General features: G+C 55.5%; 15 protein-coding genes. 4 read left to right on the top strand and 11 right to left on the bottom strand.

The features are described from left to right. Positions 1-77 precede the first annotated feature (77 nt). From galU to QJ48_RS15395, 5 genes are all read right to left on the bottom strand, one after another. On the bottom strand, positions 78-944 hold the full coding sequence (galU, locus tag QJ48_RS15415) for a UTP--glucose-1-phosphate uridylyltransferase GalU (RefSeq protein ID WP_054974457.1): 867 nt from the start codon (positions 942-944) through the stop codon (positions 78-80). Beyond that, positions 941-1,789: a PHP domain-containing protein gene (locus tag QJ48_RS15410; RefSeq protein ID WP_054974456.1), complete on the bottom strand. Its 849-nt coding sequence runs from the start codon at positions 1,787-1,789 to the stop codon at positions 941-943. Before QJ48_RS15410 ends, galU begins: the two co-directional genes overlap by 4 nt. A gap of 39 nt (positions 1,790-1,828) precedes the next feature. After that, the gene (locus QJ48_RS15405) at positions 1,829-2,740 is read right to left on the bottom strand and encodes a selenium metabolism-associated LysR family transcriptional regulator (RefSeq protein WP_054974455.1); all 912 of its coding nucleotides are present in this window, start codon (positions 2,738-2,740) and stop codon (positions 1,829-1,831) included. Between the two features lie 271 nt (positions 2,741-3,011). Next, on the bottom strand, positions 3,012-3,452 hold the full coding sequence (locus QJ48_RS15400; RefSeq protein WP_157261641.1) for a hypothetical protein: 441 nt from the start codon (positions 3,450-3,452) through the stop codon (positions 3,012-3,014). A 224-nt stretch (positions 3,453-3,676) separates the two neighbouring features. Beyond that, positions 3,677-3,943 carry a YlbG family protein gene (locus tag QJ48_RS15395; RefSeq protein ID WP_054974454.1) on the bottom strand — a complete coding sequence of 89 codons (267 nt, stop codon included), beginning with the start codon at positions 3,941-3,943 and terminating at the stop codon, positions 3,677-3,679. Between the two features lie 53 nt (positions 3,944-3,996). Between QJ48_RS15395 and QJ48_RS15390 the strand changes: the two genes are divergently transcribed. Further along, the gene (locus QJ48_RS15390; RefSeq protein ID WP_054974453.1) at positions 3,997-5,016 is read left to right on the top strand and encodes an asparaginase; all 1,020 of its coding nucleotides are present in this window, start codon (positions 3,997-3,999) and stop codon (positions 5,014-5,016) included. 41 nt (positions 5,017-5,057) lie between these two features. On the opposite strand, the gene QJ48_RS15385 is transcribed toward QJ48_RS15390, so the two are convergent. The 3 genes from QJ48_RS15385 to QJ48_RS15375 all read right to left on the bottom strand — a co-directional run bounded on the left by QJ48_RS15385 (position 5,058) and on the right by QJ48_RS15375 (position 9,337). Further along, positions 5,058-5,504, bottom strand: a complete 447-nt coding sequence (locus QJ48_RS15385) for a YlbF family regulator (RefSeq protein ID WP_054974452.1) — start codon at positions 5,502-5,504, stop codon at positions 5,058-5,060. A 90-nt stretch (positions 5,505-5,594) separates the two neighbouring features. After that, positions 5,595-7,646, bottom strand: coding sequence for a helicase-associated domain-containing protein (locus QJ48_RS15380; protein ID WP_054974451.1), 2,052 nt, complete (start codon positions 7,644-7,646; stop codon positions 5,595-5,597). After that, positions 7,643-9,337, bottom strand: coding sequence for a DNA repair helicase XPB (locus tag QJ48_RS15375; protein WP_054974450.1), 1,695 nt, complete (start codon positions 9,335-9,337; stop codon positions 7,643-7,645). The genes QJ48_RS15380 and QJ48_RS15375 overlap by 4 nt, the downstream gene beginning before the upstream one ends. A gap of 170 nt (positions 9,338-9,507) precedes the next feature. Between QJ48_RS15375 and QJ48_RS15370 the strand changes: the two genes are divergently transcribed. Beyond that, positions 9,508-10,053 carry a thermonuclease family protein gene (locus QJ48_RS15370; protein ID WP_054974449.1) on the top strand — a complete coding sequence of 182 codons (546 nt, stop codon included), beginning with the start codon at positions 9,508-9,510 and terminating at the stop codon, positions 10,051-10,053. 78 nt (positions 10,054-10,131) lie between these two features. Here QJ48_RS15370 and QJ48_RS15365 read toward each other — a convergent pair whose 3' ends face one another. The 3 genes from QJ48_RS15365 to QJ48_RS15355 form a co-directional block, all read right to left on the bottom strand. Then, the gene (locus QJ48_RS15365) at positions 10,132-11,298 is read right to left on the bottom strand and encodes a Gfo/Idh/MocA family protein (RefSeq protein WP_054974448.1); all 1,167 of its coding nucleotides are present in this window, start codon (positions 11,296-11,298) and stop codon (positions 10,132-10,134) included. A gap of 136 nt (positions 11,299-11,434) precedes the next feature. Continuing rightward, positions 11,435-11,872: a CBS domain-containing protein gene (locus QJ48_RS15360; protein ID WP_054974447.1), complete on the bottom strand. Its 438-nt coding sequence runs from the start codon at positions 11,870-11,872 to the stop codon at positions 11,435-11,437. A gap of 165 nt (positions 11,873-12,037) precedes the next feature. Beyond that, positions 12,038-13,225 carry a M20 family metallopeptidase gene (locus tag QJ48_RS15355; RefSeq protein ID WP_054974446.1) on the bottom strand — a complete coding sequence of 396 codons (1,188 nt, stop codon included), beginning with the start codon at positions 13,223-13,225 and terminating at the stop codon, positions 12,038-12,040. A gap of 243 nt (positions 13,226-13,468) precedes the next feature. Between QJ48_RS15355 and QJ48_RS15350 the strand changes: the two genes are divergently transcribed. Both QJ48_RS15350 and ftsW read left to right on the top strand, forming a co-directional pair. Further along, positions 13,469-13,816, top strand: coding sequence for a YugN family protein (locus tag QJ48_RS15350; protein WP_054974445.1), 348 nt, complete (start codon positions 13,469-13,471; stop codon positions 13,814-13,816). An 11-nt stretch (positions 13,817-13,827) separates the two neighbouring features. Then, positions 13,828-14,970: a putative lipid II flippase FtsW gene (ftsW, locus tag QJ48_RS15345; protein ID WP_054974444.1), complete on the top strand. Its 1,143-nt coding sequence runs from the start codon at positions 13,828-13,830 to the stop codon at positions 14,968-14,970. The last annotated feature ends 23 nt before the right edge of the window (positions 14,971-14,993 follow it).

Here is a 14,993-nt window from a genome sequence, read left to right as displayed (position 1 = left end):
GGCGGCACAGTGCAACAGCATCCCAAAATAAAAAACCGCCCTTCGGCGGATACGTTTCCGCTAGAAGGACGGTCTTCCTACAAGCCTAACCGCTTGCGCAAATAACTTTCGAACGGACCGCGCAGCTCCTCCCGCTCCAGTGCCATCTCGATCGTCGCTTCGAGGTAACCCAGCTTATCGCCGACATCAAAACGCCGGCCCGGTACGGGAAACATCACCATTTGCCGCAGCCGGTTCAGCACCTGCAGGGCGTCGGTCAATTGAATCTCGCCGCCGCGGCCGGGCTCGCTGCGCTCAAGTATATCGAAAATATCCGGAGTGAGAATATACCGTCCGATAATCGCCCAGTTGGACGGGGCCTGTCCGCGTTCCGGCTTCTCGATTAAGCCATCGATATAACGATGCGAACGCTGCCCTGCCAAGGGCGAGATGATACCGTATTTGTCTACGTCGTCCCAGGGCACTTCCATGCAAGCGATCACCGACGTGTTCGTCGCCTCGTGCAGGTCGATCATTTGCTTCAGGCAAGGCGGTTCCGATTGAATGATATCGTCTCCAAGTAGCACCGCGAACGGCTCATTGCCGATAAATTTACGGGCGCAGAGCACCGCGTGACCGAGTCCGAGCGGCTGCTTTTGGCGAATGTAATGAACGTCAGCCAGGTTCGATACGGACTGGACGATGCCGAGCAGCTCCTGATTTCCTTTTTCTTCAAGAATGGTCTCAAGCTCCACCGATTTGTCGAAATGGTCTTCGATGGCCCGCTTGTTGCGCCCGGTAATGATCATAATATCTTCGATACCGGACGAGATCGCTTCCTCTACAATATACTGAATCGCCGGCTTGTCGACGATCGGCAGCATCTCCTTCGGCTGCGCTTTGGTCGCCGGCAAAAAGCGGGTACCGAGACCCGCGGCCGGAATAATCGCTTTGCGTACGGTCATGACCGCATCCCCCTCCGTTCGAATAGCCGGTCTACGACGCCCGCGGCGACGCGGCGCGCCCCTATCGGCGCATGGAACACGACGCCGCCCCGTTCGCCATGGTAATCCGATCCCGCCGTTACCAACAAACCGTGCTCGGCAGCCAACGCTTCATAATGCGTTTCCTGCTCCGGGGTATGGTCGGAATGAAATGCTTCCACACCGACGAGCCCAACTGCCGCAAGCAGCGGGATCAGCTCGTCCTGCCCGTACAGTCCCGGATGCGCCAGCACCGGAGCCCCGCCGGCCTCCAGAATCCACTCCACCGCCTGCTGCGGCGTGATGCGGGGCGGATTTACATAGGCCGCCGCCCCTTTGGCCAAATACCGGTCGAACGCTTCGGCCATCGAGCTTACATAGCCTTTGCGCACCAATGCATCGGCGATATGCGGACGGCCTACGGTGTCACCCGCTTTTTTCGAGGTCCGCAGCGATTCGAGCACGTCGTCCATCGTGACGGACAGTCCCAGTTCCTGAAGCTTGTTCACAATCATCTCGTTGCGCCGGTTGCGCACTTCTCTCAGCTCTGCAAGCCTTGCCAGAAACTGAGGGTCCGTATCGTCGATCCAATAGCCGAGCACATGAATGTCCTGTCCGGCATAGACAGTGCTGATCTCCACGCCCGGCACGACAGCGATGCTGTACTTCAAGCCCGCTTCCATCGCCTCCCGGAGTCCGCCCACCGTATCATGGTCGGTGATCGCTACCGCTGCGAGCCCCGCCTCGGCGGCCAGCCGGACATTGTCGGCAGGCGGCCTCGTACCGTCTGAGGCCAGCGTATGCGTATGTAAATCTGCAAATGCCATAGAACCACAGGCCTCCCTTTTTTTTCTCAAACAAGTCTGTTATAACCACTGGCTTAAATCGCGCTCCCGCAAAAAGGTCATGAAGGTCACGGCCGAGATAGGGAGCAGCGTAGAGCTTAAGTAAATGGCATGAAAGCTGCGGGCGAAGGAAACCCCTTCGACGTTCTTCACCTGCAATACGCCGAGCGCGGCTTCATGCTTGACGGAGGATTGCGACACGATCGAGATGCCAAGTCCGGCCTCTACGGCCGATTTCACCGCCCCCGTGCTGCCAAGCTCCATCACGATTTTCAGATTGGACACATCGAAGCCGGCCCGGGCTAACTCCTCCTCCATTACCTTGCGCGTTCCCGACCCCTGTTCCCGCAAAATAAACGGATATTTTGCAAGCTCCTCCATTCCGATATGCTCAAGTTCGGCAAGCGGATGATGTCTCGGCACGATCAGCTTCAATTCGTCATTCAACACGGCTTCCGTATGCACGTCCGGATGATCCACCTCGGCCTCCACTAAGCCGAAGGTCAGCTGATGACTCAGCACTTCCTCCAAAATTTGCTTCGTATTGATGACCTTCATGCTGACGGAGATGTTCGGATATTCTTGCCCGAACGGTCCGAGCAGCCGGGGCAACACGTATTCCCCCACCGTTAAGCTCGCTCCCAGATGCAGCCGTCCTTCCAGCATATGCGTGAATTTGGACATCCGGATGTCCGTTTCCCTCATCAGCTCAATACTCCGGGACGCAAACGGCAGCAGCGTCCGGCCCGCTTCGGTCAGCTCGACCCGCTTGGTTGACCGCACGAACAGCTTCGTCCCGAAATAGTCCTCAAGCGACTGCACCTGCATCGTCACCGCCGGCTGTGTCATATGCAGCGCCTGCGCAGCATAGGAGAAGCTCCCCTTCTCCGCAACGGTATGAAATATATGAAGCTGGTGAAAGTTAAGCGCCATAACGACTCCTCCGCAAGCGTTGTAGCCTCATTATATAAGAAAACCCAGATCGAAGCTATTCGAGGATGCGCGACCGTGGATTAGAGGTAAGTTTTCTTGTGGGCGGGAAAGCGTTCGGCTTCGCCGAAAACTGCTGCTTTCCCGACCGTTAAGAAAACCTCGAGCGAAGCTATTCACGGATGGGCGACCGCGGGTTAGAGGTAGGTTTTCTTGTGGGCGGGAAAGCGCCAAAAAAGCATGCCGCCCCCCGGCATGCTTGAATCTTTACAGCTTATCTTCGTTTACGGCTGTTCTTGATCAGCGTCATGCGCCGCGAATGGCGAAGCCAGGAATAGTAGGAGCGCAAATCCCGCAGCTCTATCGTCTCCGACATCCTCCCGAGGAACGTGACGACGATCATTTTGTACGCCTCCGGTTCCCCTACCGATTCCGTTGTGTCCATCTTGACAAATTCGGCGACCATGACCAAATCCTCATCGATCAGGTAAACATCCTGCTCGTTTTTGTAGTAGGGTTGGATCGAGTTCGACTTCAGCTTGCTCCACAAAAAAGCCGTAATGTCGTGAAAGCCCGTCTTCTCCGTTTCCACCCGATCGACCCATCGGCTGCGAGCGTGATGGGTGACGACGATATCCGCAATCGGCCTGCCTCTAAGCAACCCGTCGCGCGATACGTTTTTTCGTTCCCGGCCGTCGACTTTTCCTCCGTTCAACTTCCCAACCCCTTTCCTACAAAAATAGTTCCGTTACCCTATGTACACATGAATCTACCTATTATTTTGCCTTATTCCAACCCAGGAATCAAATTAAAAAAACTTTAGAAACCGGAGCCAGAACTTACTGCTTGCCTAAGGCGCACATGCCAAAAAAGGAAAGGAGCTTCCGCGCACAGAAGCTCTTTTCCTTTCGTAAGCTATATTCATATACTTGCTGCGTGTTAAATGGAATAGAATCTTGTCTTATCCGGAACGTTACTATTATACTCGGTTTTGATCTCGTTACGATACGAACGTTCCACCTTTTTTACAAACGGCAGCTTCTGAAGCTGCTTCATCGTTTCGTCCAGACGGCTGGAATAAACGTACATCGCGGCATAGTGCAGTCTTTTGGAAATAAAATGGACATTCCCATATTTCTCCAAATGTTTGCCGGCCGCTTTCAAATCGCTTACCCAGACAATAATGCCGCTTCGCTCGGTAAACATGGACAATGACCTTCTTTCTGTTTGCAATAGGATCGGGAAAGGACCGATGAACGATGGATACACCGGAAAATGAATTGTTAGTCGAAATCTCCCGCGGATCGATGACCGAAAGCGTACACCGTGGCCATATCGCCGTTGTGGATCACGAGCGGAAACTGCTGGCGTATGCCGGGAATCCGGAATTTTACACGTTTACCCGCTCGACCGCCAAGCTGCTGCAAGCTATCCCGCTCCTGGAAGCCGGCGGAAGCGAACGGTTTGGGCTGACGCCATCCGAGACGGCACTGCTTTGCGCCTCGCACGGAGGGGAACCGGAGCATGCGGCAACCGCTCTGGAGATTTTACGAAAGCTGAGACTGGATGAAAGCGCTCTAGGCTGCGGCCCGCAGGAGCCGATGTATAAGCCCGCGGCCGATGCGATAAAGCGGGAGCGGCGCGAACCCGGACAGCTTCATAACAACTGCTCCGGCAAGCACGCCGGCATGCTGGCGCTCGCGAAGCTTATGAATGTTCCTATACAACAGTATATCGCACCCGAGCATCCTGTCCAGCAAAAAATGCTCCGGACGGTCGCCGACATGTGCGGGGTCCCGCCGGAAAGCATTACGCTTGGAACCGACGGCTGCGGAGTGCCCGTATTCGCCGTCCCGCTGGCCTCGCTCGCATTCGCTTACGCGCGGCTCGGGCGGCCGGACGATCTGTTTCCGGAGCGCGCGGAGGCTTGCCGTAAGATCATCGGAGCGATTCGGCAAGCGCCGTTCTATGTAGCCGGCAGCGAAAGATTCGATACCCGCCTCGCCGAGCTGACGCAAGGCCGCATCATCGGCAAAATGGGGGCCGAGGGCTTGTATGCGGCCACCGTGCCCGAGCAGGGCATCGGCATTGCCGTCAAAATCGAAGACGGGGCCCAGCGAGCAATCTATCCCGCTGCCGCCGAATCGCTGCTCCAGCTCGGTTTGCTTAGCGCCGAAGAGGCAGCGCAGCTTGCCAGCTTCCACCACCCGGCGGTGAACAACCGCCGCGGCGATCAGGTCGGCATCGTCCGACCGGTCTTCCGACTTCATCGCGTCTAAAGCACGGGCCCGGGATATCCCCGGGCCCGTTTTATCGCTTGTTAACCGCACTTGCCGCTGCAGCTTCCTCCGGAGGAGCAGCCTCCCCCTGCTGCAAGCGGATCGTTCGAAGGCACCTTGATCGTATCCGATACGGAACGCGCAATGATCTCCGACACATCGTGCAGCAAGTCGTCCAACCGTTTCTCCGCTTCCTTGAAGCGCCGGACGGATTCTACGGCATCAAGCCGCTCCTGAACCGCCCTGACCCGGTCAAGCGCCTCATGATAATTCGGATGAAAATGCCCGAAGCGTTCGCACTCCTCGAACAATTCCTTGGCTTTGAGAAACTCCTTCACCAACTGCCGAACTTCCTCGTCGGCATCCTTGCGATGTTTCCAATATAAATAATCCGCCGTTTCCGCGGAGAACTTGATGCGGTCAGCCAGCTCATACGATCCAAGCAGTATAGCAGACATATCGAGCGTATGCGTCTCCGTTACCGCCATGCGGCAGCACCGTCCTTTCAATCGGGCTATGATTCGTCAGACCATGTCAGACATGTTTATCATACCATACTTGAGGACGGTCGTGCTGAATTAATATTTATCGTTTATCCCGGGAAGTATCAGCCTCATTTCCTGCCACTCCTCCGCCAGCCAGCGTACCTCCGACGTTTCGTCCTGCGCGCCGCCGGATAGACCGAGTCCGGTCATGCACCAGGTTCCCCGCGTTTCCTGCACTTTGCGTGGAACGATGCGAAAATCGGTGCCATTTTTGCGGATTTGCAGCACCGAACGCATCTCGATCGCCTTTTCGACGATTTCTTTGCGCGTCGATAAATGATAGTTACGATAATCCCGGAGCCACGTCGGAGGAATATCCTGCAAAGAAGGATAAACGTCGGAGGCTTCCGGCAGGCGTGTCTGCAGTCTGAGGAAAGCGACGGAATTTCTTGAGTAAATAAGCCCTTTGTCCACCGGCTCGACGGAAAGCAGCTTCATCACGGATGCGGTCCGTTCGGCGGACAACTTCGGGAAGCGGCTTGAGCTCGTTTCCCCATGCATTCCCGTTTGCGCCGCCGGGATAGCGGGCAGTCCGGGCATAAAGCCCGCTTTTTCCAAAACAACGGCAAGCGGCTTTGCGTCTGCGGCCGCAATAAGAAAATCCCGCCCATTCAGCATTTCCTTCACGTAAGGGGAAGCGGCAGGCAGCTTGGTTACCGTTCGGGCGGTTTCATCATCGGCGCAGCGAAGCAGCAGCGCTTGGGTAAAGACGGTTTTGCCGTACGGCTTCGCCCACTGCCCAATGCTTAACCGGACATGATCCGGCACGCCGTAAAGCGCGTGACGCTCCAGAAAATCGCATATTTCCGCAGCCGTACGGCCATTCTCCAGAGCCCGCTTGACGCTTTCCTTCGACAATTTATAGACACTTACCTGATCCCGCGTCACCAGATCGGCCAGGCAGCACAGCTCCCAGCGCACTTTACCCGCGACATCCGGCGGTACCAGGATATCAAAATCGGGCTGAACCATAAAGCCGCCGTCTTCCGCTTCATCCTCCCCGGCCGACTTGTCCCGCAAACCAAGCGGAAACGTCCATCGGTAGGCGCCCGGCCCGCAGATCGGATCGGAGCTTTGTTCCAGAAAGCCCAGCGCAGCGAGCGGCTCCAGCCACAGCCTGAGCAAATACCGGGTACGCTCGGCCCTTTCCCCGCCCTCTAACGTCCCAGGCAGTAGACCGAACGCCTCCAACCGACCCAGCAATTGCTCCGCCGTTATCCATGTTCCCTCGTTTACGCGCTCCAGAAGGAGCACAGCATGCTGCAGCCAAGCAGCGGCAGGAAGCGCCAGCGTTTTCCAAAGCCCGTACAAACGGCGCATCTGCGCAGCCAGCGGCTGATCCAGAAAAACGGCTACCGCTTCGACGCCCAGCTTAAGCTGTTCGTCTTCCGAAACGATAAGCTGCAACCGCAGAAGCATATCCAGCACCAACGCAATCTTCGGGGAATACGTATCGGCATACGCATATTTCAACGAAAGCGGCTCGAGAGCCTCTTCCGGAAGCCGAACCCGTTCGGACAATTTCTGAAGCTGCTTTTTGTGCAAAGTTCCGTTTTTAGTCAGCTTAAGCCCTTGTTCCGCGGCAAACACCAGCGAATGAAACAGATCGTGCGCCAGGTTCGGCTCGCCGGGGAAGGCAGGAACCGGGCTCAATCCTGCGCTTCCCGGCGCTTCGCCTAGCCCGGAGGGCAAGTCGGGAAATAGAACGTCTTGCCAGCAGGCAAATCCGTCCTCGGGCATTAAATACAGATGCTCTCCCCATGTTTTGAGAAACGAAAATACGATGCCTTTGCGAAGCAATCCGGCCAGACCCATTTTCACCTCGGCCCCGGACAAGGGACCGGCTGCCGCCCGCTCCAATTCCGCATCGTCAAACGGCTCGCAGCCGATCCGCCGCACAATCGCCTCAAGCACCGTACGCTCGGAACGACTCAGCCGGTTGCAGACGGTCTCCATCACGACAGGGTCAGTCCAAAGTTGACCAAGCGATGCTCCTTGGCCAAGCCACGGAGCATAGACCGTTTCGGCTTCCAGCCTGCTCTTCAGCTCGCGGGGCATCCGCACCAGCAATTGCGAATAATTCATATCGAGACCGCCTCCTTCGAACCGTCCGCCCATTCGATCCGGTAGCGGTAGCCCTGCTCGATCAAGAACAGCTGCCGATTAAGCGCGAACTCCTGTTCTTTCGTATCCTCGCTGACGAGCGTATAGAAGACCGCCCGGTTTGTGCCCGCCTTGGGCCGCAATATCCGTCCAAGCCGTTGCGCCTCCTCCTGCCTAGAACCGAAGCTTCCCGATATTTGAATCGCCACCGTTGCATCGGGCAGATCGACCGCGAAGTTGGCTACCTTGGATACGATCAGCGCCGGAACCGTCCCGCCGCGAAAGCCGGAATACAACGCTTCCCGCTCCTCATAAGGCATTTCGCCGCTTATCATCGGAAGCTTCGTAGCTTCCGCTAGCTGGCGAAGCTGCTCCAAATATTGGCCTATAATTAAAATCTGCTCGCCGTTATGCTTGTCCAGCAGCTCGCGGACAACCTTCAGCTTGCCCGGGTTCACGCTGGCTTCCCGCATTTTCTGTCTTGGCGCTGCGGCAAGATAGGCTTCCTTCTCTTTGTCCGCCATCGGAACCCGGATCTCGACGCACTCGACCGAGGCAATCCAGCCTTGCGTCTCCAGCTCCTTCCACGGCATCTCATAGCGCTTGGGCCCGACCAGCGAGAACACATCCTCCTCCCGTCCGTCCTCGCGGATCAGCGTCGCCGTCAAGCCAAGCCGGCGCGTCGCCTGAATGTCGGCCGTAACCCTGAACACCGGAGCCGGAAGCAAATGCACCTCATCGTAAACGATCAGGCCCCAGTCGCGTTTGTTGAACAGGTCCATATGGACGAACGGATCATCCTTCGATTTGCGGTACGTCAGGATTTGATAGGTGGCCACGGTAATCGGGCGCACTTCTTTTTGCATTCCCGTGTATTCGCCGACCAAGTCTTCCGTAACGTTCGTTTTGTCCAATATTTCCCTTTTCCACTGCCGAACCGAAGTGCTGTTTGACGTCAAAATCAGCGTCGCGCAGTTTAACTTTCCCATTGCGGCGATGCCGATTACCGTTTTCCCGGCGCCGCAGGGCAGAACCAACACACCACTGCCTCCATGCATGCTCCCTTCCCGATAAAAGGAATCGACCGCCGACCGCTGATATTCCCGCAGCTCGAATGCCTGCCCTCCGGCCTCTACCGTGCGGAGTTGGATCGGAAGCGATTCGCCCCGGCTGTAGCCTGCCAGATCTTCAACCGGGAAGCCGAGCTTAACGAGCTCCTGCTTCAGAAGCCCCCGATACCGGGCGGAAAAGCGAAGCGTCTGCGTATCGACCTGACACAGCCCGTACGACCGCAAGGAACGGAAAGAAACCATCTCCTTGATCGCTTCCACGTCTTCCGAGATGAGAAGCAAGTCGTCGCCCAGCCTTTCCATGCGAACAAGACCGTACCGCTCGACGAAACGCCGGATATCTTGTTTTACGGCCGCTGGAACGCCGAATTTTGCATGGCGGTCCAAGAAGCCGATAATCTCCTCTGATGTTAACCCGGCCGCCGCGGCATTCCAGAGGGAAAGCGACGACATGCGGTACGTATGAATGTTTTCCGGGGATTTGACGAGATCCGCAAACTTGGCGAGTCCGGCCCGCGCTTCTTCGAAAGCCGGGTGCCGGACTTCAAGCAGCACGCAAAAGTCGGTTTGCACGATCAATGGGCGGTCTTTATGAAATGTCATCTACCGATCCCTCCACTTGTAGCTGTCAGTTTTAGTATGAGGGTTGCAAGGGGGATTTAAACATCCGCGGTAAATCCGGCCTCTGCCTCATTTGCAACAAGGAGCGGGAAGCTCTACAATAGACGACGTGCCTTTTTGTGGTTGGAAAAATGAGAGAGGAGTATGGAGTCATGGGAAGCATGGGGAGAAAATCGGTAGCGGGGCTGCTCATTTTTGCAATCGTACTGCTGCTTGCGGCCTGCTCGAAATCAGGGGCGGACGGCGACGCCTTCGCCAAGGAAATCTTGAAGCAGTATCCCGCATTGAAGGACCATAAAATGACGGTAATGGAGGTCAAGCGTGTCGTCGACGGCGATACGTTCGAGACGAAGTCGGGGGACAAAGTCCGCTTAATCGGAGTCAACACGCCTGAAACCGTGAAGCCGAACAGTCCTGTCGAACATTACGGAAAGGAAGCCAGTCAATTCACGAAATCGAAGCTGACCGGCAAAACGGTTTACCTCTTTGCGGACGCAGGAGATAAAGACAAGTACGGGCGGCTTCTCCGGTATGTCTTCATTCAAGGTGAGCCCGCGATGTTTAACGAAACGCTGATCCGCGAAGGCTACGCCAATACGATGACCATACCGCCTAACGTGATGTTCCAGGACAGCTTCGTCAAGCTGGAGCGGGAGGCGCGCAGCAAGAAAAAAGGGCTGTGGGCCGACAATAAATAAATCTTGACTGAAACAAAAACGGTCCGGGCGCGTTCGTCCGGACCGTTTCGTTTGTGGCCGATTACATCCTTTATTAAATTAATGAGTTCCCCTGACATCCATATGGTCCAGCTTGCGGGTTTCTTTTTTATACGTGGAGCTTTGAATCCGTTCTTGCAGCTTTTCATAATACAGGTCTTCGTCGATCGGAAGATCGACCCAATTGTCGGTCCATGAGGACAGATGCATTGCGTTCGAAAGGGTCAGTCCTTTGATCCCTTCTTCTCCCGGCGCCAGCAGCGGCGTACCGTGCAAAATGTGATCGACGAAATTTTGCGTAATCCCTTTGTGCTGCGCCCCTTCCGAGGAGCCTACCGGAATCTCGCATTTCCAGCATTCCGGCGCACCGAAACCGCCCTTGAAATCGCGGTTGAACTCGGACTCCGGCACCCGCAGCCGCCAGAACGTCAGCTTGCCGTCTTCGATGACGATTTTGCCGCGGTCGCCGCTCACTTCGAACCGGTTCGTACCCGGGGCTTCGCCGGTCGTCGTCACGAACAAACCGGTCGCTCCGTTCTCGTATTCCACATAAGCGGTCACGTCATCCTCCACTTCAATATTGCGGTATTTTCCGAAATGGCAAAACGCACGCACCCGTTTAGGCATCATATCGATCGTCCACTGCCACAAATCGAGCTGGTGCGGGTCTTGGTTAAGCAGAACGCCTCCGCCTTCCCCCGCCCAGGTCGCCCGCCAGCCGCCGGAATCGTAGTAGCTTTGGGAACGGTACCAATTCGTGATAATCCAATTGGTGCGGCGGATTTCGCCAAGCTCTCCGGTGGAGACGAGATCGCGCAGCTTTTGGTACAACGGGTTCGTGCGCTGATTGTACATGATGCCGAACGCTTTTCCGGACCGGGCGGCAGCCTCGTTCATCTCGCGAACCTGTTTCGTGTAGACGCCTGCCGGCTTCTCGACCAGCACATGATAGCCGTGCTCGAATGCCGCAATCGCTAAGCCCGGATGATCGTAGTGCGGCGTGCAGATGAGAACGGCATCGAAGGCTTGCGAAGCAAAAAACAAATCCAGATTTTCAAACAGCTGGAACCGGTCTCCATACTGCTGGCGAACCCATTCCAAACGCTCCGGATTCGTATCCACAATGGCAGTCAGCTCGCCTCCGGCCACTTCATTTTTGGCAAAATAATTCGCATGGCCCTTCCCCATATTGCCGATTCCGATAAGTCCGAATCGTACCTTGCTCATCGTTTCCCCGCCTCTCGTGATAGGTCATTGCCTAAATTAACCTTCTTTTCGACTCCTTCATTATACAATGCACACGTGAACAAAACAATAAGAAAAATCGTTCCTCCGGCCTGTCGGACGAAAGAACGATTGTGGTTTAGTGCACCGTTTGCTTATCCTGTTCGGAAATTTGGCTGAGCGCTTCGCCCGCTTCATCCTCGAACTTGTCGCGGACGGCCAGGTCTCCGATGGATACGATCCCGACCAACTCGCCGTTCTCCACCACCGGCAGCCGGCGGATTTGTTCTTTAGCCATAATTTTGGCCGCTTCGTCCACCGTCGTCTCGGGCGGCACGGAGACGACTCTGTCGCTCATTACCTGCTTAATCGCCGCGGAGCCTTCCCGCTTATCCGCATAGCCGCGAATCACAAGGTCCCGGTCCGTCAATACGCCGATCAGCTTCTTCCCTTCAACGACGGGAATAAAGCCCGTATCCTCCTGCTTCATCTTAACGGCTGCCTCGTATACGTTATCCTTCAACGTAACCGTTGCACAATCCGTCGTCATAATTTCCCGAAGCGTTCTTGTACTCATGGCAAAAACACCCTCCTGAGAAAAGGAATTGGCAGCCTGTTGCCGAAACTCTCCGCCAAATTTTTCATCGAAGACAAGAAAGTCCCCAGGCCGCTGCACGCTTAGAATTCCCTTTCCCCCGGCTTCCCATTCGTCCCGCCCGGTGTTACTTCCCCGGAGACGCGGTCAAACACTTCCCCCATTTTCCTTCATATAATCTTGGATCATGGCGATGAATAACCGGGCCGCATGTTCCATCGACGTTTCGTCAATATCGAATTTCGGATGGTGATGCGGTTGGACGACGCCCTTCGTTTTATTGCCCGCGCCCACGAACATAAAGCAGCCTGGAATTTTTTCCAGGTAGTAGGCATAGTCTTCCCCGGCCATAATGAGCGGCGCGGTCCGTCCGCCTTCCGTGCCCATAGCCCGTGCAGCGGCGCGGTAAAACCGTTCCGCTTCCTTCGCATCGTTGATGACGGGAGGATAACCAAGCTTGTAATCGAGCGTATAGGCTGCTCCGTTCATCAGACATGTCTGCTTTACGATCGTCTCCAGCCGCTCTTTCACCTGCATGCGCAAAGCGGAATCGTAAGTCCGGACCGTCCCTTTAAGCACAGCGGATTCGGCAATCACGTTGAAGCTCGTACCGCTGTGGATCGATCCCACGGTAACGACACAGGGCTGTGTAGGGTCGGTACTGCGGCTCACAATCGATTGTAAATTGACAACCAGCTGCGAGGCGACATATACACTGTCCACCGTCTCATGAGGCAGACCGCCGTGGCCGCCCTTTCCTTTGATCTCGATCACAAACTCATCCGCCGCCGCCATCATCGGACCGGGCTTGCAATAAGCCGCACCGACCTCAAACGGCGTCCACAAGTGAATGCCATAAATGACATCGACCCCGTCGAGCGCGCCTTCCTCGATCATCCCCAGCGCCCCGCCCGGGGTCATCTCTTCCGCCGGCTGAAAAATAAATACGATGCTGCCGCTAAACGCTTCCCGGTGGCTGCTAAGGGTTTTGGCGACGCCGAGCAAAGCGGACGTATGGGCATCATGGCCGCAGGCGTGCATCACCCCCGGCACCGAAGATGCGTATTCGCAGCTTTTTTCATCCTGGATCGGCAGCGCATCCATATCGGCTCTCAGCGCCACCGTCGGCCCGTTCGATGCTCCGCGCAGCTTGGCTACGATCCCGTGCCCGCCTACGCCCGTCCGAACCTCCAGCCCCCACTGCTTCAACAAGTCCGCGACAAAAGCCGCAGTCTTCGATTCTTCGAACGAAAGCTCGGGATGGCGGTGCAAATAGCGGCGCCAAGCGATCATATCGGGCACTGACGCTTGCAGCGTTTCTTCTATCGATTTCATAGGGTACCCCTCCGTCTCCTCTTGCCGCTGTCCGGCGCATTCAAATTAGCGATCGCTGAAATGTAGTATCATTTTATCAAATCCTTTAAACGGTTTCATCCATGTGTCACAAGAATTTCACAACTTTATTCGGGCAGGCAATTTCCCTCCGTGCATTAGGCTTGCACAAGAAAGGGAAACATACTATCATGAATAAAGGGTTTACCGTAGAGTCGAGGTACATATTTCTAGGAGGGTTTTGTTGTGATCATTGAAAATAGCGGAATTAAAGGGATAAAAAGCGACCTTGCGCATTTGGACGAAGTGATGGAGCAGCTCGGCTTCGTGCGTTGGCAATGGGAATACTACCGCGCGACGTACGATCTGCAATTGCCGGATCGCGAATCCACGAACGATTATTTCCTGCGCATCAATACCCGCGTAGAATCCGGAAAGCTGGAATCGCCTTATGCCATTCTTTATGTCGAGGACGTTTACATCGGTCAAGCGACGTTCCCGCACGGCGTCAACTATCAGGCCGCCATTCCGGACTACATTATGAAAACGGCTAGCGGAAAGCTCGCTGAACTGAAAGTCAAGCTGACTCAGTAGACGGAGGCCCTATGAGTGCCCCGCGACGAGGAACGCCTGATTTTCTGCTGCTCTTCTTGACGTTTTCGCTCGTGTGCTTCGGATTGGCGTTTGTTTTTAGCGCAAGCATGGCGTATAGAGCTAGCAATCCCTGGTTCTTGGCGTCGAAGCAGGCGATATTTGCCGGTCTCGGTACGGTCGTTATGTTTTTTTGCATGAATGTGGATTTCCGGAAAATTCAGAAATGGGTCGTACCGGCTCTTTTCGTCGTTTCGGTGCTCCTTCTGCTCGTTCCGCTTGTCGGTAAAGATAAGAACGGCGCTACGAGCTGGCTTAATTTATTCGGCTTCTCCCTGCAGCCGACCGAATTCGCCAAGCTTGTGATTATCGTTTATTTGGCTTCGATTATCAGCAAAAAAGGCGACCGGTTTCAGGACTTCAAACGGGGACTTATGCCGCCGCTCGTCGTCATCGGTTTCATCTCCGCACTGATTATGATGCAGCCCGATCTCGGTTCCACGATGGTGCTGGTCCTGTGCGCCATGCTGATCATTATTGTCGGCGGAGCGCAGCTCAAGCATGTATTTTATTTGGGCGCCGGCGGAGCCGTTTTCTTGACCATGGTGGGCATGATTTTTTATATCGTCACGGACGGGACCAGTCATCACTTCGCGCGGTTCACGGCTTATTGGGACCCCAACAAGGATCCGCAGGGAAGCGGCTTTCAGCTTTTGCAATCGCTGTATGCGTTCGGACACGGCGGCCTGACGGGCGCCGGCTTCGGGCAAAGCGTGCAGAAGCTGCATTATTTGCCGGAGGCGCACAACGACTTTATTTTTGCCATCATTGGCGAAGAGCTCGGATTTATTGGCACATCGCTCTTTCTGCTGATTTATCTCGCTTTTCTATGGCGAGGGCTGATCGTAGCGCTCCGCTGTCAGGATACGTTCGGGATGCTGCTCGGCGTGGGGATCGTCGGAATGATCGGCATTCAGGCGTTCATCAACATGGGTGGCGTCACCAATACGATTCCGATGACCGGCGTCACACTGCCGCTAATCAGCTATGGCGGCACCTCGATGCTGACGACGCTGGCCAGCCTCGGCATTCTGCTCAGCATATCCCGGGAATACAATAAACCGGAGAAAGAAAAGGAAACGAAAAAGAGAGCCTGAATCAAGGCTCTCTTTCTTGCTTT

It is taken from the genome of Paenibacillus sp. A3 (assembly GCF_001399685.1).
In the GTDB taxonomy this organism is placed as follows: domain Bacteria; phylum Bacillota; class Bacilli; order Paenibacillales; family NBRC-103111; genus Paenibacillus_G.
The sequence above is the reverse complement of the archived record's forward strand: the minus strand, read 5'-3'. Positions and strand labels throughout refer to the sequence as shown.